Origin of the sequence: Microbacterium hominis, from assembly GCF_013282805.1 — a bacterium.
In the GTDB taxonomy this organism is placed as follows: Bacteria; Actinomycetota; Actinomycetes; order Actinomycetales; family Microbacteriaceae; genus Microbacterium; species Microbacterium hominis_B.
Map to the genome: position 1 here is coordinate 2,881,658 of NZ_CP054038.1, position 22,974 is coordinate 2,904,631.

At 70.9% G+C, this 22,974-nt stretch carries 20 protein-coding genes; 9 read left to right on the forward strand and 11 right to left on the reverse strand.

Going from position 1 to position 22,974, the window contains the following annotated elements; translation table 11 throughout:
• The first annotated feature begins 66 nt into the window (after positions 1-66).
• Entirely contained in the window at positions 67-1,320 is a 1,254-nt protein-coding gene (gene ligD / locus HQM25_RS13075; protein WP_172990637.1) for a non-homologous end-joining DNA ligase, read from the forward strand.
• A gap of 132 nt (positions 1,321-1,452) precedes the next feature.
• On the opposite strand, the gene HQM25_RS13080 is transcribed toward ligD, so the two are convergent.
• The 9 genes from HQM25_RS13080 to HQM25_RS13120 all read right to left on the reverse strand — a co-directional run bounded on the left by HQM25_RS13080 (position 1,453) and on the right by HQM25_RS13120 (position 10,605).
• The gene (locus HQM25_RS13080; RefSeq protein WP_254359336.1) at positions 1,453-2,862 is read right to left on the reverse strand and encodes a glycosyltransferase; all 1,410 of its coding nucleotides are present in this window, start codon (positions 2,860-2,862) and stop codon (positions 1,453-1,455) included.
• Positions 2,859-3,305 (reverse strand): nitroreductase/quinone reductase family protein, encoded by a 447-nt coding sequence (locus HQM25_RS13085; RefSeq protein ID WP_172990638.1) that lies wholly within the window; start codon positions 3,303-3,305, stop codon positions 2,859-2,861. The genes HQM25_RS13080 and HQM25_RS13085 overlap by 4 nt, the downstream gene beginning before the upstream one ends.
• 138 nt (positions 3,306-3,443) lie before the next feature.
• Positions 3,444-5,027, reverse strand: a complete 1,584-nt coding sequence (gene guaA / locus HQM25_RS13090; RefSeq protein WP_172990639.1) for a glutamine-hydrolyzing GMP synthase — start codon at positions 5,025-5,027, stop codon at positions 3,444-3,446.
• A complete protein-coding gene (locus HQM25_RS13095; RefSeq protein ID WP_172990640.1) occupies positions 5,024-5,569 on the reverse strand; it encodes a DUF3817 domain-containing protein in 546 nt (181 codons plus the stop codon). Before HQM25_RS13095 ends, guaA begins: the two co-directional genes overlap by 4 nt.
• A gap of 10 nt (positions 5,570-5,579) precedes the next feature.
• Positions 5,580-6,500 (reverse strand): SURF1 family cytochrome oxidase biogenesis protein, encoded by a 921-nt coding sequence (locus HQM25_RS13100; RefSeq protein WP_172990641.1) that lies wholly within the window; start codon positions 6,498-6,500, stop codon positions 5,580-5,582.
• Positions 6,497-7,615, reverse strand: coding sequence for a GuaB3 family IMP dehydrogenase-related protein (locus tag HQM25_RS13105; RefSeq protein ID WP_172991663.1), 1,119 nt, complete (start codon positions 7,613-7,615; stop codon positions 6,497-6,499). Before HQM25_RS13105 ends, HQM25_RS13100 begins: the two co-directional genes overlap by 4 nt.
• A 54-nt stretch (positions 7,616-7,669) precedes the next feature.
• Positions 7,670-9,358: an ABC-F family ATP-binding cassette domain-containing protein gene (locus tag HQM25_RS13110; RefSeq protein WP_172990642.1), complete on the reverse strand. Its 1,689-nt coding sequence runs from the start codon at positions 9,356-9,358 to the stop codon at positions 7,670-7,672.
• A 300-nt stretch (positions 9,359-9,658) separates the two neighbouring features.
• Complete coding sequence (locus tag HQM25_RS13115; protein ID WP_172990643.1) at positions 9,659-9,937, reverse strand: DUF2277 domain-containing protein; 279 nt, start codon at positions 9,935-9,937, stop codon at positions 9,659-9,661.
• A gap of 41 nt (positions 9,938-9,978) precedes the next feature.
• The gene (locus HQM25_RS13120) at positions 9,979-10,605 is read right to left on the reverse strand and encodes a TetR/AcrR family transcriptional regulator (RefSeq protein ID WP_172990644.1); all 627 of its coding nucleotides are present in this window, start codon (positions 10,603-10,605) and stop codon (positions 9,979-9,981) included.
• A gap of 70 nt (positions 10,606-10,675) precedes the next feature.
• Here HQM25_RS13120 and HQM25_RS13125 point away from each other — a divergent pair, with 70 nt between their 5' ends.
• A complete protein-coding gene (locus HQM25_RS13125; RefSeq protein ID WP_172990645.1) occupies positions 10,676-12,145 on the forward strand; it encodes an MFS transporter in 1,470 nt (489 codons plus the stop codon).
• 84 nt (positions 12,146-12,229) lie between these two features.
• Here HQM25_RS13125 and guaB read toward each other — a convergent pair whose 3' ends face one another.
• Complete coding sequence (guaB, locus tag HQM25_RS13130; RefSeq protein ID WP_172990646.1) at positions 12,230-13,732, reverse strand: IMP dehydrogenase; 1,503 nt, start codon at positions 13,730-13,732, stop codon at positions 12,230-12,232.
• A gap of 373 nt (positions 13,733-14,105) precedes the next feature.
• On the opposite strand from guaB, the gene HQM25_RS13135 reads away from it, so the two are divergent.
• From HQM25_RS13135 to HQM25_RS13150, 4 genes are read left to right on the forward strand one after another with little or no spacing between them, the layout of a single operon-like run.
• Positions 14,106-15,359, forward strand: coding sequence for a branched-chain amino acid ABC transporter permease (locus HQM25_RS13135; protein WP_172991664.1), 1,254 nt, complete (start codon positions 14,106-14,108; stop codon positions 15,357-15,359).
• A 9-nt stretch (positions 15,360-15,368) separates the two neighbouring features.
• Positions 15,369-16,349 carry a branched-chain amino acid ABC transporter permease gene (locus tag HQM25_RS13140; protein ID WP_172990647.1) on the forward strand — a complete coding sequence of 327 codons (981 nt, stop codon included), beginning with the start codon at positions 15,369-15,371 and terminating at the stop codon, positions 16,347-16,349.
• A gap of 55 nt (positions 16,350-16,404) precedes the next feature.
• Positions 16,405-17,358: an ABC transporter ATP-binding protein gene (locus HQM25_RS13145; RefSeq protein WP_172991665.1), complete on the forward strand. Its 954-nt coding sequence runs from the start codon at positions 16,405-16,407 to the stop codon at positions 17,356-17,358.
• Positions 17,355-18,095, forward strand: coding sequence for an ABC transporter ATP-binding protein (locus HQM25_RS13150; protein WP_172990648.1), 741 nt, complete (start codon positions 17,355-17,357; stop codon positions 18,093-18,095). The genes HQM25_RS13145 and HQM25_RS13150 overlap by 4 nt, the downstream gene beginning before the upstream one ends.
• A 443-nt stretch (positions 18,096-18,538) precedes the next feature.
• On the opposite strand, the gene HQM25_RS13155 is transcribed toward HQM25_RS13150, so the two are convergent.
• The gene (locus HQM25_RS13155) at positions 18,539-19,816 is read right to left on the reverse strand and encodes an ABC transporter substrate-binding protein (RefSeq protein WP_172990649.1); all 1,278 of its coding nucleotides are present in this window, start codon (positions 19,814-19,816) and stop codon (positions 18,539-18,541) included.
• 260 nt (positions 19,817-20,076) lie between these two features.
• On the opposite strand from HQM25_RS13155, the gene HQM25_RS13160 reads away from it, so the two are divergent.
• Genes HQM25_RS13160 through HQM25_RS13170 form a run of 3 tightly spaced genes read left to right on the forward strand, consistent with a single transcriptional unit; the run spans position 20,077 to position 22,948 of the window.
• Complete coding sequence (locus HQM25_RS13160; RefSeq protein WP_172990650.1) at positions 20,077-20,289, forward strand: heavy-metal-associated domain-containing protein; 213 nt, start codon at positions 20,077-20,079, stop codon at positions 20,287-20,289.
• Positions 20,289-22,616, forward strand: coding sequence for a heavy metal translocating P-type ATPase (locus tag HQM25_RS13165; protein ID WP_172990651.1), 2,328 nt, complete (start codon positions 20,289-20,291; stop codon positions 22,614-22,616). The genes HQM25_RS13160 and HQM25_RS13165 overlap by 1 nt, the downstream gene beginning before the upstream one ends.
• Positions 22,613-22,948 (forward strand): metal-sensitive transcriptional regulator, encoded by a 336-nt coding sequence (locus tag HQM25_RS13170; RefSeq protein ID WP_172990652.1) that lies wholly within the window; start codon positions 22,613-22,615, stop codon positions 22,946-22,948. Before HQM25_RS13165 ends, HQM25_RS13170 begins: the two co-directional genes overlap by 4 nt.
• The last annotated feature ends 26 nt before the right edge of the window (positions 22,949-22,974 follow it).

Sequence of the window (22,974 nt, forward strand, 5' to 3'; positions counted from 1 at the left end):
CGCGCTGACGCGGCTCAGCCGCGCCGACCACCTGCGCCGCACGCGTCGGCGCACTAGGTTGGCGGCATGAGCCCCTCGCGATCCGAGGCCGTGATGCTCGACGTCGACGGCACCGAGGTGCGCGTGTCGAGCCCCGACAAGGTCGTCTTCCCCGACGTGGGACTCACCAAGCTCGACGTGGTGCGGTACTACGTGGCCGTCGCCGACGGAGCGCTGCGCGGAGCCGGCGGACGCCCGATGGTGCTCAAGCGCTTCCCGAAGGGCATCGACCAGGAGCCGTTCTTCCAGAAGCGCGTTCCCGAGAACCATCCCGACTTCATCGACACCGCCACCCTCCACTACGCCCGGGGCACGTCCGCCGAAGAGGCGGTGGTGCGGGATGCCGCGGGCCTGGCCTGGGTCGCCAACCTGGGCTGCCTCGACCTGAACCCCCACCCCGTGCGCGCCGAGGACCTCGACCACCCCGACGAGCTGCGCATCGACCTCGACCCCATGCCGGGCGTGGCCTGGGAGCAGATCGTCGACGCCGCCTTCGTCGCCCGGGAGGTGCTCGACGACGTCGCGCTGGTCGGCTGGCCCAAGACGAGCGGCTCGCGCGGCATCCACATCCTGGTGCGCGTCGCACCGCACGGGGACTACCGGCAGGTGCGGCTCGCCGCCGAGACGCTCGCCCGCGAGGTCGAGAACCGCGCGCCGGGGCTCGCCACGGCCCGGTGGTGGAAGGAGGAGCGCGGCGAGAGCGTGTTCGTCGACTTCAACCAGAACGCCAAAGACCGCACGGTCGCGTCGGCCTACTCGATCCGCCCGCTGCCGGATGCCCGCGTCTCGACGCCCCTCACGTGGGACGAGCTGCGCTCCCGCCGCCCCGAGGAGTTCACCGTGCCGAGCGTGCTCGAGCGGTTCGCGGCCATCGGCGACCCGCACCAGGGCATCGACGACGCGATCGGCACCCTCGACGGGCTGCTGCGCCTGGCCGATGAACTCGGCCCGGCCGAGAAGCCGCCGCGCGGGTCGTCGGCCGACGGCCGCCGCGCCTCCACGATGCCGCTCATCGAGGTCGCGCGCACCAAGACCAAGCCCGAGGCCGAGGCCGCGCTCGAGCAGTGGCGCGCGCAGCATGCCGACGCGGCGGCGCTGCTGCATCCGGCCGACGTGCTGATCGACGGCATGCGCGGCTCGAGCTCGCTCTGGTACCGCGTGCGCATCAACCTGCAGCACGTTCCCGAGCCCGAGCGCCCGGCGCAGGAGGCCCTGCTGGCCGATTACGACCCGTGGGCGGGCAAGACCTGGCCGGGTGACGGGCCGGCGACGGCCCGGTGACGGCGTGCCGTCTGCAGAACTCCGGAAGGAATAGTGCGTCGCGGCGTCTGCGGGCGGGAATCCCGAGGTTTCCGCGAGCGGTTCCGGAGTTCTGCAGGCGCGCCCCGCCGACCCGGCAGTCGGCGGGCCGGTTCAGGCCCGGCGCGACGGCCGGGCCAGCACATCCCGCGACGCGGCGGCGAGGGCGGCCATCGCGTGGGCGGGATCGACCGCGCGAGCGGCCTCGACGGCCTCGCGCGCGAGCCGGGCGTGCAGCTCCGGCTCGGTGAGCACGCGCACGAGCGCGTCCGCGAGCGCCTCGACGTCTCCGTCGGGCACCAGCAGCCCGCCCCCGTGCGCCAGCAGTTCGCGAGGTCCGTACGGGGCGGCGTAGGCGACCACGGGGCACGCGTCCGCGAGGGCCTCGACGATCGCGAGGCCCTGGCCCTCGTACGCCGACGTCGACAGATACGCGGATGCCTCGCGCAGCGCGCGACCCGGGGCATCGGTCGATCCTCGCAGCGCGACGTGCGCGCACAGCCCGAGCTCCTGGATGAGCGCCTGCAGCCGCTCCCGCTCGGCGCCCTCGCCGTACACGTCGAGCGCGGCATCCGGAACCCGCGCGACGACCGCCGCGAACGCGCGGATCGCGTGGTCCACCCGTTTGCCGGGCGCGAGCCGGTTGAGCATCACGACCCGACCCGCGACCCGCTCGGCTCCGCCGGGCACCGCCGCGGCCGCCTCGACGCCGTGCGGCACGACGACGTGCACGTCCGAGTCGCCGAACCGCGCGGCCACGTCGGCGCGCTGCGCGCTTGTCGGCCACAGCACGGCGTCGAACCGCTCGGCGAGGGTGAACCAGCGCGCCCACAGCGTGTTGAGGTCGGCGTCGGGGGTGTAGGGCGGCTCGAGGTGGATCGTGTGGATGGCGTGCAGCAGCCGCAGGTTCGGGTCGTCCCACCCGGCGAGCAGCTCGCCCAGCTGCCGCGACTCGCACACCACCACGACCGCGCGCGCGGGATCGCCCGCGCGCAGCCCCTCGACCACGTGCGACAGCCACGCCCGGTACAGCGCGCCGAACCCGTCGATGACGCCGGCCACCCCACCGCCCGCATCGTGCACGACCACGGGCGCATCGCTGATGTGCCAGTCGGGGTCGCCGGCGATGACCGGCAGCGATACGGTCGGCCGGCCCGCGGCATCCACGATCTGCCGGTATTCGAGGGCCGGGTCGGGTTCCCCGGGATGGGATGCCGCGCGCAGCCACTCTGCCGCACCGCCGGCGGCTCCCCCGGCCTCATCGAACAGGTTGCGCATCATGGCCGGCGCGGTGATGAGGGCGCGCCCGTCGAACGCAGCGCGATGGCGTGCGTGGTCGTGCGGGGTCCCCGGGTCGACGGTCAGCAGCAGCGGGCCGCGCCCGCCGCCGACGCCCGCCGCGGCCATCTGGCGTGCGCGGGCGAGGGTCGCCAGGGTGTAGCCGCCATCGAGATCGGGGATGAGGCGACTGGAGAGGATCACGTACTCGGCGTCGGGGAAGCTCGCCATCGGGACCTGCGTCATCGGGTGCTTTCGATACGGAAGACGGGGAAGCCCGGCGCGATCTCGCGCAGGCGCTCGTCGGAGGAGTCCTTGTCGACGCCCTCGAAGAAGCGGCCGACCTCCCACGCCCACGCGCGCAGGTACTCGCGCAGGATCGGGGGCTTCTCGGCGTCGGCGATCTCCACGGCGGTGAACGGCTCGCTCGTGCGGCCCTTGCGCAGCTCGCCGCCGCCGGCCACTCGCATGTTCCGCACCCACTGCGTGTGGCCGCGCGGCGCGACGAGGTACCGCGACCCGGCGACCCGCAGAGGGTTCACGGGGGTGGTCCGCCATTCGCCGCTCGACCGCCCGCGCACCGCGAGCACGCGGCTGCCCGCGAGCGGGAGTCCGACCCGGGTGAGGAAGCCGACGACGGCGTTGAACACGGAGTCTGCGCCGGTGGGGGCGAGGTAGCGGTCGCTCACCCGTCCATGATCCCGCAGTGACGCGGGCCCCGCGTGCAGAACTCCGGAAAACCTGCCCCGCGGCCGCCGATGGCGCCGGATTCACCCCGTTCCCGCGAGAAGTTCCGGAGTTCTGCACGCGGCAGGCATCCCCTCAGCTCACTCCCACTCGATGGTCCCCGGGGGCTTCGACGTCACGTCGAGCACGACCCGGTTGACCTCGCGCACCTCGTTGGTGATGCGGTTGGAGATCTTCGAGAGCACGTCGTAGGGAAGGCGCGTCCAGTCGGCGGTCATGGCGTCTTCGCTGGAGACCGGGCGCAGCACGATCGGGTGGCCGTAGGTGCGGCCGTCACCCTGCACGCCCACGCTGCGCACATCGGCCAGGAGCACGACCGGGCACTGCCAGATCTCTCCGTCGAGGCCCGCCTTCGTCAGCTCCTCGCGCGCGATGGCGTCGGCATCACGCAGAATCTCGAGGCGGTCAGCGGTGATCTCACCGACGATCCGGATGCCGAGGCCGGGGCCCGGAAACGGCTGGCGACCGACGATGACCTCCGGCAGGCCCAGCTCGCGGCCGATCGCGCGCACCTCGTCCTTGAAGAGGGTGCGCAGCGGCTCGACCAGCTCGAACTGCAGGTCTTCGGGAAGACCCCCCACGTTGTGGTGCGACTTGATGTTCGCCGTGCCGGTGCCCCCGCCCGACTCGACGACGTCGGGGTAGAGCGTGCCCTGTACGAGGAAGCGGATCGGCTCGCCGTCGGCCTCGGCCTCGGCGACGAGCCGGGCCTCGGCCTGCTCGAACGTGCGGATGAACTCCCGCCCGATGATCTTGCGCTTCTCCTCGGGGTCGCTCACCCCGGCGAGGGCCGCGAGGAACTGCTCGCGCGCGTCGACGGTCACCAGGCGCACACCGGTCGACGCGACGTAGTCCTGCTCGACCTGCTCCCGCTCGTTCTTGCGCAGCAGTCCGTGGTCGACGAAGATGCAGACGAGCTGGTCGCCGACGGCCTCGTGCACGAGCGCCGCCGCGACCGCCGAGTCGACGCCGCCCGACAGCCCGCAGATCACGCGGCCGGAGCCGATCTGCGCGCGGATCTTCTCGACCTGCTCGGCGATGACGTTGCCGCTGTTCCAGTCGGCGGGAAGCCCCGCCGCCTTGTGCAGGAAGTTCTCGATGACCTGCTGACCGTGGTCGGAGTGCTTGACCTCGGGATGCCACTGCACGCCGTAGAAGCACTTCTCGTCGTTTCCGAACGCGGCCACGGGGGTCGCGGCGGTCGAGGCGAGCACGTCGAAGCCCTCGGGCGCGCGGGAGACCTGATCGCCGTGGCTCATCCACACGTTCTGCGCGGCCGGCTGGCCGCCCAGCAGCACGCCGCCCTCGTTCGCGATCGCCGCGTCGGTGGCGCCGTACTCCCGCAGCCCCGTGTTGGCGACCTCGCCGCCGAGGGTCTGGGCCATCACCTGGAAGCCGTAGCAGATGCCGAGCGTCGGCACGCCGAGATCGAACACGCCCGGGTCGAGCCCCGGCGCACCCTCTTCGTACACCGACGACGGTCCGCCCGACAGGATGATGCCCACCGGGTTCTTGGCCGCGATGTCGGCGGCGGATGCCGTGTGGGGCACGATCTCGCTGTAGACGCCGGCCTCGCGCACCCGGCGCGCGATCAGCTGCGCGTACTGGGCGCCGAAGTCGACCACCAGCACCGGGCGCTGGGAGGTCTCGGTCTGTTCTGTCACCGCTTGTTCTCCGTCGGGATCGCGTGGGTCAGGGAAGAGTGCTCGGCACGGGTGTGCAGCTCCGCGTCTTCGCGGCGCTGCAGGTAGGCGCGCACCTCACGGGCGACGCGCGACTCCATGAAGAAGGACAGGAGCGGGATCACGCCGCCGAGCGCGAGCATGATGAAGCGGCCGAACGGCCAGCGCATGAGGCTCCAGATGCGGAAGCACGCGAACAGGTACACGACGTAGAACCAGCCGTGGGCGACGAGGATCGCCAGCGAGATGTTCACTCCGTCGCCGACGGAGGTCATCTCGCACGCGTTCGTCATCGGCGCGAACAGCGACCACCACTGGCAGTCCGGCCCCGCGATCACCGGCGCCAACCACAGGAAGCCCCCCGAGCCGCCGAGGAAGAGCTCCAGGTGCAGCGGGGTGTACTTCAGGATCATCTCGGCGACCAGCAGGAGCAGGCCGACACCGGTGATGATCGAGCAGACGACGTAGAACTTCAGGGCTCCGCGGATCGCAGGGAACGAGGCGAGCTTGGGTTCGCGGGGCATGGCTTCCAGTCTAGCCGCGGGCGGGCTCGGGTCCGTCCGGGGCGGTGACCGGCTCGGGGTCGGCTGCCGACATGGATGCCGCGGCCGCGGCATCCTCCAGTTCTTCGACTTCCTTCTCCCACTGGTCCTTCGCCAGCCGGTACCAGATGTAGAAGGCGAAGCCGGCGAACACGGCCCACTCGGCGGCGTAGAAGATGTTCAGCCAGTTGACGCTCGAACCCTGGCTGGGGGCCGGCGAGTGGATGGCGACGAGAGCGTTGTCGCCCATGCCGCCGGTCGGGTCGTCGGAGACGAGGTAGGGGCGGTACACCGAGAGCCCCTCGACGTCGGTCCACTGGCCGAGGAGGGCGGCGGGCGACATGCGGGTCATCGTCTGGGGATCCTCGCCGCGCGGGGGCATCGCCGGTCCCTCGTCGGAGACCAGGCGCCCCCTCAGCACGGCGGGCTCTCCGATGTCGACGGTGTCGACCACGCCCTCCATCCCGATCGCGGCGGCTTCGGCATCCTCCCGCGTGGGAGCCCACGCGAGGGCCACCGCGATCGAGGTCTGCGGGCCCTGGCCGAGGCCGAGCTCGCCGTCCCACAAGCGGAACTGCCCGGTCACCCAGTACCCCTCGACGCCGTCGTTGAAGCGCGACTCGACGATGAGGAAGTCGGGGCCGATCCACCAGCCCGACACCTCCACCTTCTGGCCGACGAACGGCTCCGGGAGGTAGGCGCCCGGCTCGACGACCTCGGCGATCGGCCGCACCACCTCGGTCGCTCCCTCGGGCACCGGGTCGGTGTCGATCGCGCGACCCAGCTGCCACTGGCCCAGCCACGCGAACACGCCCGCCACGACGAGGCAGAAGATCAGCATCCCGATCCAGCGGGGTCGGAGCAGCACCTCCCGCAGCGTCGGCGGGAAGACCTCGGGTACCGCGTCGCTCATCTGGCGCCGTAGGGCGCGACGACGACCTCGACGCGCTGGAACTCCTTGAGGTCGGAGTAGCCGGTCGTGGCCATCGACTTGCGCAGCGCCCCGATGAGGTTCGCGGTGCCGTCGGCGACCGGAGCGGGGCCGTACAGCACCGACTCGAGGGTCGAGACCTGGTCGACCCTCACGCGGTGGCCGCGCGGCAGCTTCGGGTGGTGGGCCTCCGGGCCCCAGTGGTAGCCCTGGCCGGGCGCGTCGGTCGCCCGCGCGAGCGCGACGCCGAGCATGACGGCGTCCGCCCCCATCGCGAGCGCCTTGACGATGTCGCCCGAGGTGCCCACTCCGCCGTCGGCGATGACGTGCACGTAGCGTCCGCCCGACTCGTCGAGGTAGTCGCGGCGGGCGCCGGCGACGTCGGCGACCGCGGTGGCCATGGGCGCGTGGATGCCGAGCGTGGCACGCGTGGTGGATGCCGCGCCCCCGCCGAACCCGACGAGAACGCCGGCCGCGCCCGTGCGCATGAGGTGCAGGGCCGCGGTGTAGGTGGCGGCGCCGCCCACGATGACGGGCACGTCGAGGTCGTAGATGAACTTCTTGAGGTTCAGCGGCTGGTCCACGCTCGAGACGTGCTCGGCCGAGACGGTCGTGCCGCGGATCACGAACAGGTCGACGCCGGCGGCGACGACGGTCTCGTAGAGGTCCTGCGTGCGCTGCGGCGTGAGGGCGCCGGCGACGGTGACGCCGGCCGCGCGGATCTCGGCCAGCCGGTCGCGCACGAGCTCGGGCTTGATCGGCTCGGAGTACAGCTCCTGCATGCGCCGAGTCGCGTCGGCGTCGCCGAGTGAGGCGATCTCGGCGAAGAGGGGCTCGGGGTCGTCGTAGCGCGTCCACAGGCCCTCGAGGTCGAGCACACCGAGGCCGCCGAGCTTTCCGAGCATGATCGCCGTCTGGGGGCTGACGACGGAGTCCATGGGGGCGCCGAGCACCGGGATGTCGAACTGGAAGGCGTCGATGGTCCACGCCGTCGAGACGTCCTCCGGGTTGCGGGTGCGCCGCGAGGGCACGACCGTGATGTCGTCGAACGTGTACGCGCGGCGAGCGCGCTTGGCGCGGCCGAGCTCGATCTCCATGGTCACCCGCCCAGCCTACCCGCCGGGGTCGCGCACACCCCAGTCCGGGGCGGGTCAGCGCTCGCGGGCGACACGGGCCTCGTCCCACACCGGCGCGTCGGCTTCGACCACCCGGCCGTCGGCGCCGAACACGACGAACCGGTCGAACGACTTCGCGAGCCACCGGTCGTGCGTGACCGCCAGCACCGTCCCTTCGAAGCGGGCGAGCGCGTCCTGCAGGGCCTCCGCCGAGACGAGGTCGAGGTTGTCGGTCGGCTCGTCGAGCAGCAGCAGGGTGGCCCCCGACAGCTCGAGCAACAGGATCTGGAACCGCGCCTGCTGCCCGCCCGACAGGTCGTCGAAGCGCTGCTCGGCCTGGGCGACCAGGCCGTACCGGTCCAGGGCCGAGCTCGCGGCATCCCGCGGCATTCCCGGCCGCGCATCCTCGCCGCGATGCAGGATGTCGAGCAGGGTGCGTCCGTCGAACTCGGGATGCCGGTGGGTCTGGGCGAACCACCCGGGAACCACCCGCGCCCCCAGCACCGCGCGCCCCGTGTGGGCGACCGGGTCGAGCGCCGCACCGGCGGTGGTGAGGTGGCCGAGGCGCCCGTCGGGATCGGTGCCCCCGCGGGCGAGCAGGCGCAGGAAGTGCGACTTGCCCGACCCGTTCGATCCGAGCACCGCGACTCGGTCGCCGAACCACACCTCCAGGTCGAAGGGCTGCATCAGGCCCGTGAGCTCGAGTCGCTCGGCGACGACCGCCCGGCGGCCGGTGCGGGCGCCGCGCAGACGCAGGTCGAGGTCCTGCTCGCGCGGGCGCTCCTGCGGCGGCCCCGCCTCCTCGAACTTGCGCAGCCGCGTCTGGGCGGCGCGGTATCGGCTCGTGAACGTGTCGTTCGCGGTGGCCTTCACCTTGAGCGTCGCCACGAGGGTCTTGAGCTTGGCGTGCTGCTCGTCCCACCGGCGGCGCAGCTCGTCGAGGCGCGCCATCCGCTCGTCCCGGGCGCGGTGGTACGTGCCGAAGCCGCCGCCGTGCACCCACGCGGTGCTGCCGGCGCCGCCGACCTCCAGGGTCACGATGCGATCGGCAGCCCGCGCGAGGAGCTCGCGGTCGTGGGAGATGAGCAGCACGGTCTTCGGCGTCTCGCGCAGCCGCGCCTCGAGCCAGCGCTTGCCGGGCACGTCGAGGTAGTTGTCGGGCTCGTCCAGCAGCAGCACCTGATCGGGGCCGCGCAGGAGCGCCTCCAGCGCGAGGCGCTTCTGCTCGCCGCCCGACAGGGTCGTCAGCTCGCGGAACCTCCCCCGCGCGAAGGGCACGCCCAGCGCCGCCACCGTGCACGTGTCCCACACCGTCTCGTATTCGTAGCCGCCCGCCTCGGCGTAGTCGGCGAGCGCGGCGGCATACCGCATCTGCGTGTCGAGGTCGTCGGCCTCGATGATGGCCGCCTCGGCGTCTTCGAGCTCGCGGGCGGTGCGCCGCACCCGGTCGGGAGCCACCGCGATAAGCAGGTCGTGCACCGTCTGGCCGGGCCCGCCGTGGCCGACGAACTGGTCCATGACGCCGAGCCCGCCGTCGATCGAGACCACCCCCGCGTGCGGCGCGAGGTCGCCGCGCACGATGCGCATGAGCGTCGTCTTGCCGGCGCCGTTCTGGCCGATGAGCGCCGTCGTCGTGCCCTCCCCCACGCGGAAGCTCACCTCGTCGAGAAGCGGACGCCCGTCGGGGAGCGCGTACGAGACGGCGGAGATGTCGATGTAGCCCATGGCGAACCTGTCTGCCCCGCGGCATCCATTCGTATCGTCGTCCGGGGAGCCGACCAGCCTACCTGGTTCCCGGCCGCTGCCTGGTTCGTGGTCGTTGCCTGGTTCCCGGCCGCTGCCTGGTTCCCGGCCGTTGCCTGGTTCCGGGCCGTTGCCTGGTTCGTGGTCGCCCGGCGCGGCCGGGTCGCCCCGCCACCCGCGGCGGATCCGGAAACCGGACCACCCGACGCTTTCCGGACCAGATCGCCCCGTCGCTCCGGGAACGGGCCCGGCCTCCGGTTTCCGGAGGTGCGTCGCGGACGCTCACGCGGCCGCGTACCGCCCGGACTTGATCGCGCGGGCGCGGGCCTTGGCCGCCTCCTCCTCGCGGTTCTTCGGCGGCGTGGTGGCGACGAGGTCGTCGAGCAGGTGCTGGGTGAGGTGCGCGATCTCGTGCACGGCATGGTCGAAGGCCTCCTGATTGGCCTTCGACGGCTTGGTGGTGCCCGCGATCTTGCGCACGTACTGCAGCGCCGCGGCGTGCACCTCGTCGGAGGTGGCCGCCGGCTCGAAGTTGTGGAGGGTGTGGATGTTCCGGCACATGCGAGCGACGATACGCCGCCGGCCCGGCATCCTGAACCCTCTTACCAGCCTTCGTCCACGCGCGGCGCGTAGCGCAGCACCGTCGCCTTCTCGGTCGGGAAGCAGGCGGTGAACATGTCCGCCACCCGCGGGTCGGTGTCGTAGTCGTCGGCCAGTCGCAGGCCGATGATCGTGTTCAGCAGCATCCCGCGGGCGAGGAACTCCTCGGCGCGATCGGAATCGAACCCCAGGTCGCGCAGGAACTGCCATACCCGCGCGTAGCAGTCGCGTGCCCGGGGGCCGATCACGGGATGGGCGCCGAGCAGGAACGCGTGCGAGAGCGTCTGGTGCAGTCCCCGCACCTGCAGGAGATCGATGTAGCCGCGACCGACGCAGCGCTCCAGTTCGCCGTCCTCGCGCTCGGCCTCTGCCGCGGATGCCGTGAAGGCGGCGAGCAGACGGCTGACCGCCTCGTCGAGCACCTCGAGGAAGAGCGTCTCCTTCGAGCCGAACAGCCGCACGACGTAGGGCTGGGAGACGGATGCCGCCCGCGCGACGTCGTCGGTCGTGGCGCCGTAGTAGCCCTTGGCGCCGAAGACGGCCAGGGCCGCGAGGAGGATCTGCGCGCGTCGCTCGTCGGAGCTCAGCCGCTGCTTCGGTGCATCGGCGATCGAGGTCATGGTTGACATGTTATCAGTCGATTACTACAGTGCTCTCAGATTGGTAATCATCCGATTACAACCAGGAACGGACACTCCCATGACCACAGAGCTCGCCGCCCCGCCGGCGGCATCCGACAGCTCCCCCGCCGCATCCCGGCGCCCGCTCGGTCTCGTCATCGCCGCGGCCTCCCTGCCGATGTTCATGGCCACGCTCGACAACCTCGTGATGACCAACGCCCTGCCGGTGCTGCACCGCGAGATGGGGGCGAGCGTCGAGGAGCTGCAGTGGTTCGTGAACGCCTACACGCTCGCGTTCGCCGGCGCGATCCTCATCGCCTCGGCGCTGGGCGACCGCTTCGGCCGCCGCACCGTGTTCGCCATCGGGATCGCGGTGTTCGGCGCCGGGTCGGTGCTCGCCGCGCTCAGCACCGACCCCGGGCAGCTCGTCGCCGCCCGCGCACTGCAGGGCCTCGGCGGCGCCGGGGTGCTCCCCCTCTCGCTCGCGCTGCTCGCGGGGGCCGTGCCCCCGGAGCGGAGACCGCTCGCGATCGGCATCTGGGGCGGGATCTCGGGCCTCGGCGTCGCCGTCGGCCCCCTCGTGGGAGGAGCCGTGATCGAGGGGTGGAACTGGCAGGGGATCTTCTGGATCAACGTGCCCGTCGCCCTGATCGCCATCCCGCTCGCGTGGGTGGTGCTCCCCAACCACTTCGGGGTGCGGGCGCGCATCGACGTGCCGGGGGCCCTGCTCGCGGCATCCGGCGTGCTGGCGCTCGTGCACGCGATCGTGCGCGGCAACGACGACGGCTGGGACTCGTTCGGCGTGATCGCCGAGATCGCCGCGGGGGCCGCGCTGCTGGCCGCGTTCCTCGTATGGCAGATGCGCACGAACGCGCCCCTCATGCCCCTCCGCCTCTTCCGCGATCGCTCGTTCTCGGTGACGAACATCGTCGGGTTCGCGTTCAGCTTCGGCACCTTCGGGGCGGTGTTCATCCTGATCCAGTACCTGCAGGTCGTGCAGGGCTCGTCGCCGCTCGAGGCCGCCTGGCAGACCACCCCGTGGACCCTCGCCCCCATGTTCGTCGCGCCGATCGCCGGCCTGATCGCGCCGCGCGTCGGCACCCGCGTGCTCATGGTGACCGGGCTCGCGCTGCAGGCGGTCGCCCTCACCTGGATCGCCGCGGTGATGTCGACCGACCTCGACTACCCCGTGCTCATCGCCCCGTTCGTGATGGCGGGGGTGGGCATGGCCCTGGTGTTCGCCCCGTCGGCCACTGCCCTGCTCGCGACCCTGGGGGTCGTCGACCACGCCAAGGCGTCGGGGGTGAACTCCACCGTGCGCGAGCTGGGCCTCGCGCTCGGCACGGCGGTGATGACCGCGGTGTTCGTCGGAGCCGGTGGCGAACTGATGCCCGACCTGTACGTCGACGCCGCGCGTCCGGCGGTGCTCGTGGGGGCGGCGGTGCTCGCCGCCGCGACGGTCGCCGCCCTGTGGCTGCCCGCGGGCCGATCGGCGAGGACGCGGGACGCCGCGGACCGCGCCCCCGGCACCACGGCCCACAGGGCCTGACCCGCGTCGGCACTGCGCGCGGTGCGCAGACGACGGAGGGTGGATGCCGCGGGCTGCGGCATCCACCCTCCTGGCGTCAGCGGGTCAGCGCTTGTAGTTGGGGGCCTCGACGACGATCTGCACGTCGTGCGGGTGGGACTCCTTCAGGCCCGCCGCGGTGATGCGGACGAACTTGCCCTTGGCCTTGAGCTCCTCGATCGTGTGCGCGCCGACGTAGAACATCGACTGACGGAGGCCGCCGATGAGCTGGTACGCGACCGCAGCCACCGAGCCGCGGTACGCGACCTGGCCCTCGATGCCCTCCGGGATCAGCTTGTCGTCGCTGGGAACGTCGGCCTGGAAGTAGCGGTCCTTCGAGTAGGACGTGTTCTTGCCGCGGGTCTGCATCGCGCCGAGCGATCCCATGCCGCGGTACAGCTTGAACTGCTTGCCGCCCTGGAAGACGACGTCGCCGGGCGACTCGTCGGTGCCCGCCAGCAGCGACCCGATCATCACGGTGTCGGCGCCGGCGACGAGGGCCTTGGCGATGTCGCCCGAGTACTGGAGACCGCCGTCGGCGATGATGGGGATCCCCGCCTCACGCGCAGCCTGGAACGACTCCCAGATCGCGGTGACCTGCGGGACTCCCACCCCGGCGACGATGCGCGTGGTGCAGATCGACCCCGGACCGACACCGACCTTGACCGCGTCGACACCGGCGTCGATGAGCGCCTGCGCACCCTCGCGGGTCGCCGCCTGGCCCCCGATGACGTCGATGTGATCGAACGTCGGGTCGGCCTTGATACGGCGCACCATGTCGAGCACGCCCGCGGAGTGGCCGTTGGCGGTGTCGACGACGATGATGTCGACACCGGCGTCGCGCAGTGCCTCGGCGCGCTCCCACGCGTCGCCGAAGAAGCCGATCGCGGCGCCCACCCGCAGGCGCCCCTGGTCGTCCTTGGTGGCGAGGGGGTACTTCTCGCTCTTGTCGAAGTCCTTGATGGTGATGAGGCCCTTGAGGATGCCCTCGTCGTCGATGAGCGGCAGCTTCTCGACGCGGTGCTGCGCGAACAGCGCGATGACCTCGTTGGCCCCGATGCCGACCGTGCCGGTGACGAGGTTCTCGCTGGTCATGACGTCCTTGACCAGGGTCGTCTGGCGCTCGAAGCCCGAGACGAACCGCATGTCGCGGTTGGTGACGATGCCCACCAGGCGCCCCGCCTCGTCAATGACCGGCAGACCCGAGATGCGGTAGGTCGCGCAGAGGTTGTCGACTTCCTCGATGGTCGCCTCGGGTGTGGTGGTGATCGGGTCGGTGATCATGCCCGACTCACTGCGCTTGACGCGGTCGACCATCGCGGCCTGCTCCTGGATGGAGAGGTTGCGGTGGATGATGCCGAGGCCCCCCTCGCGGGCGATCGCGATCGCCAGGCGCGCCTCGGTCACGGTGTCCATCGCGGCCGACAGCAGGGGCGTGGCGACCGTGATGCGGCGGGTCACGCGGCTGGAGGTGTCGGCCTCGCTCGGGATGACGTCGGTGTGACCGGGCAGCAGCAGCACGTCGTCATAGGTCAGTCCGACGATGCCGAAGGGGTCGTTGTGCTCCATATGGGGTTCTCCTGCGCGAGCGATGCGGGTCTGGTGGACGAAGTCGACGACGGCCGCCTCGCGGGACGCGCCGACAACGATTCTAAGCGGCCAGCCTGGGCGTTTCATTCCCGCCTACGCGCGCGCGGGGAATCGCGCGCGACCGCGGCGGACGGGGGTGGATGCCGCACCCGACGGGTCGCGATTGCATCACGTATCCACAGGGTGCTCCCCGGAAACACCGGCGACACATTACAGTCGTACCGTCGTTCATCACGGCCGATGCGACCCGGGCTTCGGTGCGCGTTGGTGGACTGGAGGTTTCGTGATTCCCCCGACAGGAACAGCGGTGCACAGGCACCGCTCTCGGACGCTCATCGCGCTCGGTGCGCTGATGCTGATCGTCTTCGGAATGTTCTTCTCTTCGGCGCCCGCTCTCGCCGATGCCGACAACCCCTACCGCATCAGCGGAAACGTGCAGCTCGATGGCGAGCCGCTCGAAGGGGTTCGACTGACGGTCGACGGCCCCGGCGGCGAGCAGGAGGTCGAGACCGACGAGAACGGTCAATGGCGCGTCGGCGTGCCCGAGCGGGGTGAGGAGTACAGCGTCACCCTCGACGAGACCACCCTCCCCGAGGGCATCGCCGTGGTCGACCCCGAAGACGACACGCCCAACGTCAAGGAAGTCACGATGGGCCAGGGCGGCCGCGTCACGGTGAACTTCTTCATCGGCGAAGGCGAACGCAACGTGACGAGCTTCTTCGACCAGTTCGTCCAGCGCATCGTGCAGGGCGTGAGCTTCGGCCTGATGCTCGCCCTCGCCGCCGTCGGCCTCACGCTGGTGTACGGCACGACGGGCATATCGAACTTCGCCCACGGTGAGATGGTCACCTTCGGGGCGATCGCGGGGCTGTTCTTCGTCGGACCGGCGAGCCTGGCGCTCCCCTGGTGGCTCGGCTTCCCGCTGGCGGTGGTCGCCAGCGCGGGGCTGGGCCTCGTGCTCGACATGGCGCTGTGGCGACCGCTGCGCCGCCGACGCGTCGGCGTGGTTCAGCTCATGATCGTGAGCATCGGCCTCTCGCTCGCCCTGCGCTACATCTTCCAGTTCTTCATCGGCGGCGGCACGCTGCAGCTGCCGAACTCGACGGCACCGAAGATCCCGCTGTTCGGCGCCGTGCAGATGAGCGTGATCGACCTGGCGTCGCTGCTGATCTCGATCTCGGTGATCATCGCGTTCGCCCTGTGGCTGACCCGCTCGCGCCTGGGCAAGGCGACCCGCGCGATCAGCGACAACCCGTCGCTGGCGGCCGCGTCGGGCATCGACGTCGACTTCGTCGTCCGCGTCGTCTGGACGATCGCGGGCGGACTCGCGGGCCTCGCCGGCATCCTGTACGCCTACTACCGTCCCGGCATCAAGTGGGACATGGGCGCGCAGCTGCTGCTGCTCATGTTCGCCGCGGTGATCCTGGGTGGCCTCGGAACCGCGATGGGAGCCCTCGTGGGCGCGCTCATCGTCGGCATCCTGGTCGAGGTCTCGAGCCTGTGGATCCCCGCCGACCTCAAGTTCGCGAGCGCGCTCGTCATCCTCATCGTCATCCTGCTGTTCCGGCCACAGGGAATCCTGGGCCGACGAGAGAGAATCGGATAGGGCACGACCATGGATTGGCTTCAGATCCTCTCGAACACCGCCTCGTCGATCATCAGCCCGGCGACCCTCGGGTACGCCCTCGCTGCGCTCGGCCTGGCCGTGCACTTCGGCTACGCGGGCCTCATCAACATGGGCATCGCCGGCTTCATGGCCATCGGCGCCTACGGCTACGCGATCTCCATCCTCACCTTCGGCCTGGAATGGTGGCTCGCGGCGATCCTCGGGCTCGCGGCATCCGCGATCTTCGCCCTCATCCTCGGCATCCCGACCCTGCGACTGCGCGGCGACTACCTCGCCATCGTCACGATCGCGGCCGCCGAGGTGGTGCGACTGCTGTTCCTCACGACCGCGTTCGACGACGTGACCGGCTCGGCCGACGGCCTGAGCGGGTATCACACGAGCTTCCGCGCGGCCAACCCGATCCCGGACGGCACGTACGGGTTCGGCCCCTGGGTCTACAACGAGAACCAGTGGTGGGTGCGCATCATGGGACTCATCACGCTGGCGATCGCGGTGCTCGTGGTGTGGATGCTCACGCGCAGCCCCTGGGGTCGCACGCTCAAGGGCATCCGTGAAGACGAAGACGCCGTGCGCTCGCTCGGCAAGAACGTCTACGCCTACAAGATGCAGTCGCTGGTCCTCGGCGGCGTGCTCGCTGCGGCGGGCGGAATCATCTACGCCCTTCCCTCGGCGGTCAGCCCCGGCGTGTATGTCACATCGCTGACGTTCTTCGTGTGGACGGCGCTCCTGCTCGGCGGCGCGGCGACGGTGTTCGGACCGCTGCTGGGCTCGCTGATCTTCTGGGCACTGCAGACGTTCCTGAGCAACGTGCTGCCGGCGCTCGCGTCGGCGGGCGTCCTTCCCTTCATGTCACAGATCCAGGCCGGCATCCTGCGCTTCATCCTCGTGGGTTTCGCGCTGATGCTCCTGGTGATCTTCATGCCGCAGGGCATCCTCGGCAACAAGAAGGAGCTGACCTTTGTCAAGTAACAGCACCGCCGATAACGGCACTCCGATCCCCGACGCCGCACCGCCCACGGGTCCCGTGGCGCGGCCCAAGACCACGGGCCTCCACGTCGGCGACGCCGGCCCCGGCTGCAAGAAGGTCGACCCGATCATCGTCGCCGACAACGTGCGCCGCTCGTTCGGCGGCGTGCACGCCGTCGACGTCGATCACCTCGAGGTTCCGCGGGGCGCCATCACGGCGCTCATCGGGCCGAACGGCGCCGGCAAGACGACGCTGTTCAACCTGCTGACCGGCTTCGACCGGCCCAACGAGGGCACGTGGAGCTTCGACGGCAAGGACCTCTCGGGCGTCGCGGCCTACAAGGTCGCGCGCATGGGCCTCGTGCGCACGTTCCAGCTCACCAAGGCACTGGGGCTTCTCACCGTCATGGAGAACATGAAGCTCGGTGCGAAGAACCAGCGCGGCGAGAAGTTCTTCGCGAGCCTGATCCCCGCGATCTGGCGCAAGCAGGATGAGGACATCGAAGACCGCGCGATCGAGATCCTGAAGAAGTTCAAGCTCGATGCCAAGGCCGACGACTTCGCCGCCTCGCTGTCGGGCGGTCAGCGCAAGCTGCTCGAGATGGCGCGCTCGCTCATGACCGAGCCGACGCTCGTCATGCTCGACGAGCCGATGGCCGGTGTGAACCCCGCCCTGACGCAGTCGCTGCTCGATCACATCCTCGACCTCAAGGAACTGGGGATGACGGTGCTGTTCGTCGAGCACGACATGCACATGGTGCGCCACATCGCCGACTGGGTCGTCGTGATGGCGGAGGGCCGCATCGTGGCCGAGGGCGACCCCGCCACGGTCATGCGCGACCCCGCGGTGATCGACGCCTACCTCGGCGCGCACCAGGACCTCGACCTCGGCGTCGTGACCGGGCGCATCGAGGTGATCGACGCCGACGCGGCGACGGCCCCCTCCATCACCGCGCAGCAGCTCGTCGAAGACGGTCTTGCCGAAGAAGAATCGAAGGACGGCCACAAGTGAGCACTCCCACTGCCACCGAAACCCCCGTGGTCCTGATCGAGGACGTGCACGCCGGCTACCTGCCGGGAGTGAACATCCTCAACGGCTGCAACATGATCGTCAACCAGGGCGAGCTCATCGGCATCATCGGCCCGAACGGGGCCGGCAAGTCGACGCTGCTGAAGGCGATCTTCGGCCAGGTGAACATCCGCAGCGGCTCGATCACGCTCGAGGGCGATGACATCACGGGTCTCAAGGCGAACAAGCTCGTCGCCCGCGGGGTGGGGTTCATCCCGCAGACGAACAACGTGTTCCCGAGCCTCACCATCGAGGAGAACCTGCAGATGGGGCTGTACCAGCGGCCCGGCGTCTACAAGGAGCGCCTCGAGTTCGTCACCGGCATCTTCTCGGAGCTCGGCAAGCGACTCAAGCAGCGCGCGGGCTCGCTCTCCGGCGGTGAGCGCCAGATGGTGGCGATGAGCCGCGCGCTCATGATGGATCCGAAGGTGCTCCTGCTCGACGAGCCCTCGGCCGGCCTGTCGCCGGTGCGCCAGGACGAGGCGTTCATCCGCGTCTCCGAGATCAACAAGGCCGGCGTGACCTGCATCATGGTGGAGCAGAATGCGCGCCGCTGCCTGCAGATCTGCGACCGCGGCTACGTGCTCGACCAGGGCCGCGACGCCTACACGGGCACCGGCCGCGACCTGCTGAACGACCCGAAGGTGACCGAGCTGTACCTCGGCACGCTCGGCACCTGACACGCGCTGTACGAAAGAGGGGGTGGATGCCGCGGCATCCACCCCCTCTTTCGTTGTGCGCGCCCGGCTCGGGTTGGGGCGTTCTCCCCCCGTCGTACCCGTGCGGCCCGGCGCGCACCCGCCGCCGCTCGTGGGGCACCTCGCGCGGCATCCACACGCCCCAACCCGCACCAAGAGCCCCACCAACACCGGCCACGCACCCGCCGCCGCTCGTGGGGCACCTCGCGGCATCCACACCCCCACAGCCCGCACCAAGCGCCCCACCAACACCGGCCACGTACACCGCCGCCGCTCGTGGGGCGCCTCGCGCGGCATCCACACCCCCCAGCCCGCACGAAGCGTCCCACCAACACCGGCCACGCACACCCCCGCACGCGCCCACACAGCGGAGCGGCCCCGCATCCGAAGATGCGGGGCCGCTCTGTTCAGCGAGTCGGGCTGGCTCAGCCCTCGAAGGCGACGTAGTTGTTGTCGTCACCGAACTCGTAGATGCCGATCGACGCCTCGGTCGGGTCGCCGACCTCGTCGAACGTGATCGGGCCCGAGATGCCGTCGTAGTCGGCCGTGCCGCCACCGACGATGATGTCGGCGCACTCGGCGTACGAGGTGCACTTGTCACCCTCGCCGGAGCCGCCCGAGACCTCGATGAGCTTCTCGGCGATGTCGGCCGGGTCGGTCGAACCGGCGGCCAGCGCCGCGAGCGCGAGCAGCACGGTGGCGTCGTACGACTCCGCCGCGTAGCTGTACTCGGTGAGCGGCTCGGTGCCCTCCGACTCGAGGAAGGCGTCGAGGTCGCCGGTGAAGGCCGAGATCGAGTCGATCGACAGGCCGGGGAGCGTGCCCTTCGAGCCGGTCAGCGAGCCGGCCGGGAAGTCCTCACCGAAGTTCTTCAGGTTGCCGTCGACGAAGTACATCTTGTCGGCGGGGAACTGTCCGAACAGCGACGGGAGGATCGTGTTGACCTCGTCGAACGTGATCAGCGCGATCGCGTCGGGGTCCGCCGCGAGGACCTCCGAGATCTGCGCGTCGAACGTGGTGTCACCGGTGTTGTAGGTCGGCTGTGCGACGACCTCGCCGCCGGCGGCCTCGAAGGCCTCCTGCACGTACTTGGCGAGGCCCGTGCCGTACGAGTCGTTCAGCACGATCATGCCGAGCGTCTGGTTGCCGTCCTCGGCGATCAGGTTGCCCAGCACCTCACCCTGCAGCACGTCCGAAGGCGCGGTGCGGAAGTAGAGGCCGTTGTCGTCGTAGGTGCTGAACGCGTCGGACGTGTTGGCCGGCGAGAACTGGATGACACCGGCACCGACGAGCTGGTCGATGAACTGCAGCGAGGTGCCCGACGACGCGGCGCCGATGACGGCCGAGACGTCCTCACCCAGGAGGCGGGGGATCTCGGTCTCGTACGCCTTGTTGTCGGTGTCGCCCGAGTCGCCGTAGACGACCTCGAGGGTCAGACCGGTCTCCTCGGAGACCTCGTTGATCTGGGCGGTCGCGAATGCCACACCGGCTTCCTCGGGCGGGCCGAGGAAGGCGAGGTTGCCCGTCTGGGGCAGTGCCGTGCCGATGGTGAGGGCCAGTTCCTCGGTCGGCTCCGACGGTGCATCGGTCTCGTCAGCGGTTCCGCCACCGGCGGAACATCCGGCGAGGACCAGCGCGCTGGCGCCGGCGAGCGCGAGGCCACCGAGGAAGGTGGTCTTGCGCGAGCGAGTGAAGACGCTCATGTTGCTCCTTGCTGTGTATGGTCGCGGGCGCGGCTCGGGCGCCGTCCCAGTGGGTCAAACCTAAGGGAGAGTCGGCGTCGCGAATGTTGCCGTTCGTTAACGATGTGTAACGCGACCCAATCGTTACCAAAGTGCTCGGCCCGCCGTGAGGGATGCCGCATTCCTGACCAATCGGCCCCGCATACCCCCGATGGGTATACACTGGTTCCCGGCTTACCCCCCTGGGGTATAGATGACCCTCACGAAGGAGACCCATTCCCATGACCCTCAAGACCGAGTACCGCGTGACCGGAATGACCTGCGGACACTGCGAGAAGTCCGTGCACGGCGAAGTGTCGAAGATCGCGGGCGTCGAGTCCGTCGAGGTCAGCGCCGCCTCCGGCGTGCTCGTCGTCGAGTCCTCCGCCGCCGTCGCCGACGCCGACGTGTTCGCCGCGGTCGACGAGGCCGGCTACGAGGCGGCGCGCGCCTGATGACCCACGCCGCTCCCCCGTCAGCCAGTGGCGCAGCATCCACGCGCATCGAGCTCGAGATCGGCGGGATGACCTGCGCCTCGTGCGCGGCGCGCATCGAGAAGCGCCTCAACCGGCTCGACGGGGTGGCGGCCTCGGTCAACTACGCGACCGAGAAGGCGGTCGCGCTGGTGCCCGCGGGCGTCGACGCGACCGCCCTCATCGACGAGGTCGAGAAGACGGGGTACACCGCGGCGCTGCCCGCTCCCCCACCCGGCCAGAGCGATGATCGGGATGCCGCGCCCGCAGCCCCGCACGACGCCGAACTCACCTCGCTGCGCCAGCGGGTCATCGGCTCGATCGTGCTGTCGGTGCCGGTGATCCTCCTCGCGATGATCCCGGCGCTCCAGTTCGAGTACTGGCAGTGGGCCTCGCTCGCCCTGGCCGCCCCGGTGGTCGTGTGGGGCGCGTGGCCGTTCCACCGCGCCGCCTGGACCAACCTGCGCCACGGCGCCGCCACGATGGACACGCTCGTGTCGATCGGCGTCTCGGCGGCGTTCCTGTGGTCGCTGTACGCCCTCTTCCTCGGTCACGCCGGCATGCCCGGCATGACCCACGAGTTCACGCTCACCATCCAGCCCACCGACGGCGCGAGCAGCATCTACCTCGAGGTCGCCGCGGGCGTGACGACGTTCGTGCTCGCCGGGCGCTACTTCGAGGTGCGCGCCAAGCGTCGCGCGGGGTCGGCCCTGCGCGCCCTGCTCGAACTCGGCGCGAAGGATGCCTCGGTGCTGCGCGGCGACGCCGAGGTGCGCGTGCCGATCGCCCAGCTGAAGGTCGGCGACGAGTTCGTCGTGCGCCCCGGCGAGAAGATCGCGACCGACGGCGTCGTCACCTCCGGAACCTCCGCGGTCGACGCGTCGATGGTCACCGGCGAGTCGGTCCCCGTCGAGGTCGCCCCCGGCGATGCCGTCGTCGGCGCCACCGTCAACGCCGGCGGGCGCCTGCTCGTGCGCGCCACGCGCGTGGGCGACGACACGCAGCTGGCGCAGATGGCGCGGCTGGTCGAGGAGGCGCAGTCGGGCAAGGCCCCCGTGCAGCGGCTGGCCGACCGCATCTCGGGCGTGTTCGTGCCGATCGTGATCGGCATCGCCATCATGACCTTCGCGGTGTGGATGCTGCTGGGCCAGCCGGTCGCGTCGGCCATCACCGCCGCGGTCGCCGTGCTCATCATCGCCTGCCCGTGTGCGCTGGGCCTGGCGACCCCCACCGCACTGCTGGTCGGCACCGGCCGGGGCGCGCAGCTCGGCATCCTCATCAAGGGTCCTGAGATCCTCGAATCCACCCGTCGCGTCGACACGATCGTGCTCGACAAGACCGGCACCGTCACCACGGGACGCATGACCCTCGACCGGGTGGTCGCCGTGACCGGAGGCGACACCGCCGAGGTGCTGCGCCTGGCCGGCGCGCTCGAGCACGCCTCGGAGCACCCGGTCGCCCGCGCGATCGCCTCGGCCGCCGCCGAGGCCGCCGCCGAGGCCGGAGACCTCGCCGCGGTCGAGTCGTTCGCCTCGGTGGCGGGCCTGGGCGTGACCGGCGTCGTCGACGGCCACGCGGTGATCGTCGGGCGCCGCGCGCTGCTGGCGCAGTGGGCGGTCTCCGTGACCGCGGAGCTGGAGCGCGCGATGGCCGACGCCGAGGCGCAGGGCCGCACCCCGGTGCTCGTCGCCTGGGACGGCGCGGCCCGCGGCGTGCTCGTCGTCGCCGACCAGGTCAAGCCCACGAGCGCCGAGGCGATCGCGCAGCTGCGCGCGCTCGGGCTCGAGCCGGTGCTGCTCACCGGCGACAACGCCGCAGCCGCGCAGGCGATCGCCCGGGAGGTCGGCATCGAGCGCGTCACGGCCGAGGTGCTGCCGGCCGACAAGGTCGCGGTCATCAAGGCCCTGCAGGCCGGGAACCGCGTCGTCGCGATGGTCGGCGACGGCGTCAACGACGCGGCCGCCCTCGCGCAGGCCGACCTCGGCATGGCGATGGGCACGGGCACGGATGCCGCGATCGAGGCCTCCGACATCACCCTCGTGCGCGGCGACCTGCGCAGCGCCGCCGACGCGATCCGCCTGTCGCGCTCGACTCTGGGCACGATCAAGGTAAACCTGTTCTGTGCGTTCGCCTACAACGTCGCCGCGATCCCACTGGCCGCCCTCGGCCTGCTCAACCCCATGATCGCCGGCGCCGCCATGGCCCTGTCGAGCGTGTTCGTCGTGGGCAACAGCCTGCGGCTGCGCACGTTCCGCAGCCGGGCGGGCGCGGCATCCACCCCCTCATCGACACCCGTGGAGCTCTCATGACCGACATCACCCTCACCGACGTCGTCGCGGACGACGAGCACGGCGACCACTCCCACCACGGCTACATCACGGACAAGGCGGGGTATCTGCGGCGCCTCAAGCGCATCGAGGGGCAGGCCCGCGGCATCCACAAGATGGTCGAGGACGAGAAGTACTGCATCGACATCCTCACGCAGGTCTCCGCGCTGACCTCGGCGCTCGAAGCCGTCGCGCTGGGGCTGCTCGACGACCACCTGCGCCACTGCGTGGTCGACGCGGCGCGCGCGGGCGGCCCCGAGGCCGAGGACAAGATCCGCGAGGCGTCGCAGGCGATCGCCCGCCTCGTGCGGTAGCGCGCGGCTGGCGCGTCAGTGCGTGG

Bases quoted from the DNA above. Each gene is read 5' to 3' on its own strand.
- HQM25_RS13125 (WP_172990645.1), top strand. From the start codon at position 10,676: ATGACCACAGAGCTCGCCGCCCCGCCGGCGGCATCCGACAGCTCCCCC.
- HQM25_RS13120 (WP_172990644.1), bottom strand. From the start codon at position 10,605: ATGTCAACCATGACCTCGATCGCCGATGCACCGAAGCAGCGGCTGAGC.
- guaB (WP_172990646.1), bottom strand. From the start codon at position 13,732: ATGGAGCACAACGACCCCTTCGGCATCGTCGGACTGACCTATGACGAC.
- HQM25_RS13105 (WP_172991663.1), bottom strand. From the start codon at position 7,615: ATGGAGATCGAGCTCGGCCGCGCCAAGCGCGCTCGCCGCGCGTACACG.
- HQM25_RS13170 (WP_172990652.1), top strand. From the start codon at position 22,613: ATGACCGACATCACCCTCACCGACGTCGTCGCGGACGACGAGCACGGC.
- HQM25_RS13155 (WP_172990649.1), bottom strand. From the start codon at position 19,816: ATGAGCGTCTTCACTCGCTCGCGCAAGACCACCTTCCTCGGTGGCCTC.
- HQM25_RS13115 (WP_172990643.1), bottom strand. From the start codon at position 9,937: ATGTGCCGGAACATCCACACCCTCCACAACTTCGAGCCGGCGGCCACC.
- HQM25_RS13165 (WP_172990651.1), top strand. From the start codon at position 20,289: ATGACCCACGCCGCTCCCCCGTCAGCCAGTGGCGCAGCATCCACGCGC.
- HQM25_RS13080 (WP_254359336.1), bottom strand. From the start codon at position 2,862: ATGACGCAGGTCCCGATGGCGAGCTTCCCCGACGCCGAGTACGTGATC.
- HQM25_RS13100 (WP_172990641.1), bottom strand. From the start codon at position 6,500: ATGAGCGACGCGGTACCCGAGGTCTTCCCGCCGACGCTGCGGGAGGTG.
- HQM25_RS13135 (WP_172991664.1), top strand. From the start codon at position 14,106: ATGCTGATCGTCTTCGGAATGTTCTTCTCTTCGGCGCCCGCTCTCGCC.
- HQM25_RS13110 (WP_172990642.1), bottom strand. From the start codon at position 9,358: ATGGGCTACATCGACATCTCCGCCGTCTCGTACGCGCTCCCCGACGGG.
- HQM25_RS13160 (WP_172990650.1), top strand. From the start codon at position 20,077: ATGACCCTCAAGACCGAGTACCGCGTGACCGGAATGACCTGCGGACAC.
- ligD (WP_172990637.1), top strand. From the start codon at position 67: ATGAGCCCCTCGCGATCCGAGGCCGTGATGCTCGACGTCGACGGCACC.
- HQM25_RS13095 (WP_172990640.1), bottom strand. From the start codon at position 5,569: ATGCCCCGCGAACCCAAGCTCGCCTCGTTCCCTGCGATCCGCGGAGCC.
- HQM25_RS13140 (WP_172990647.1), top strand. From the start codon at position 15,369: ATGGATTGGCTTCAGATCCTCTCGAACACCGCCTCGTCGATCATCAGC.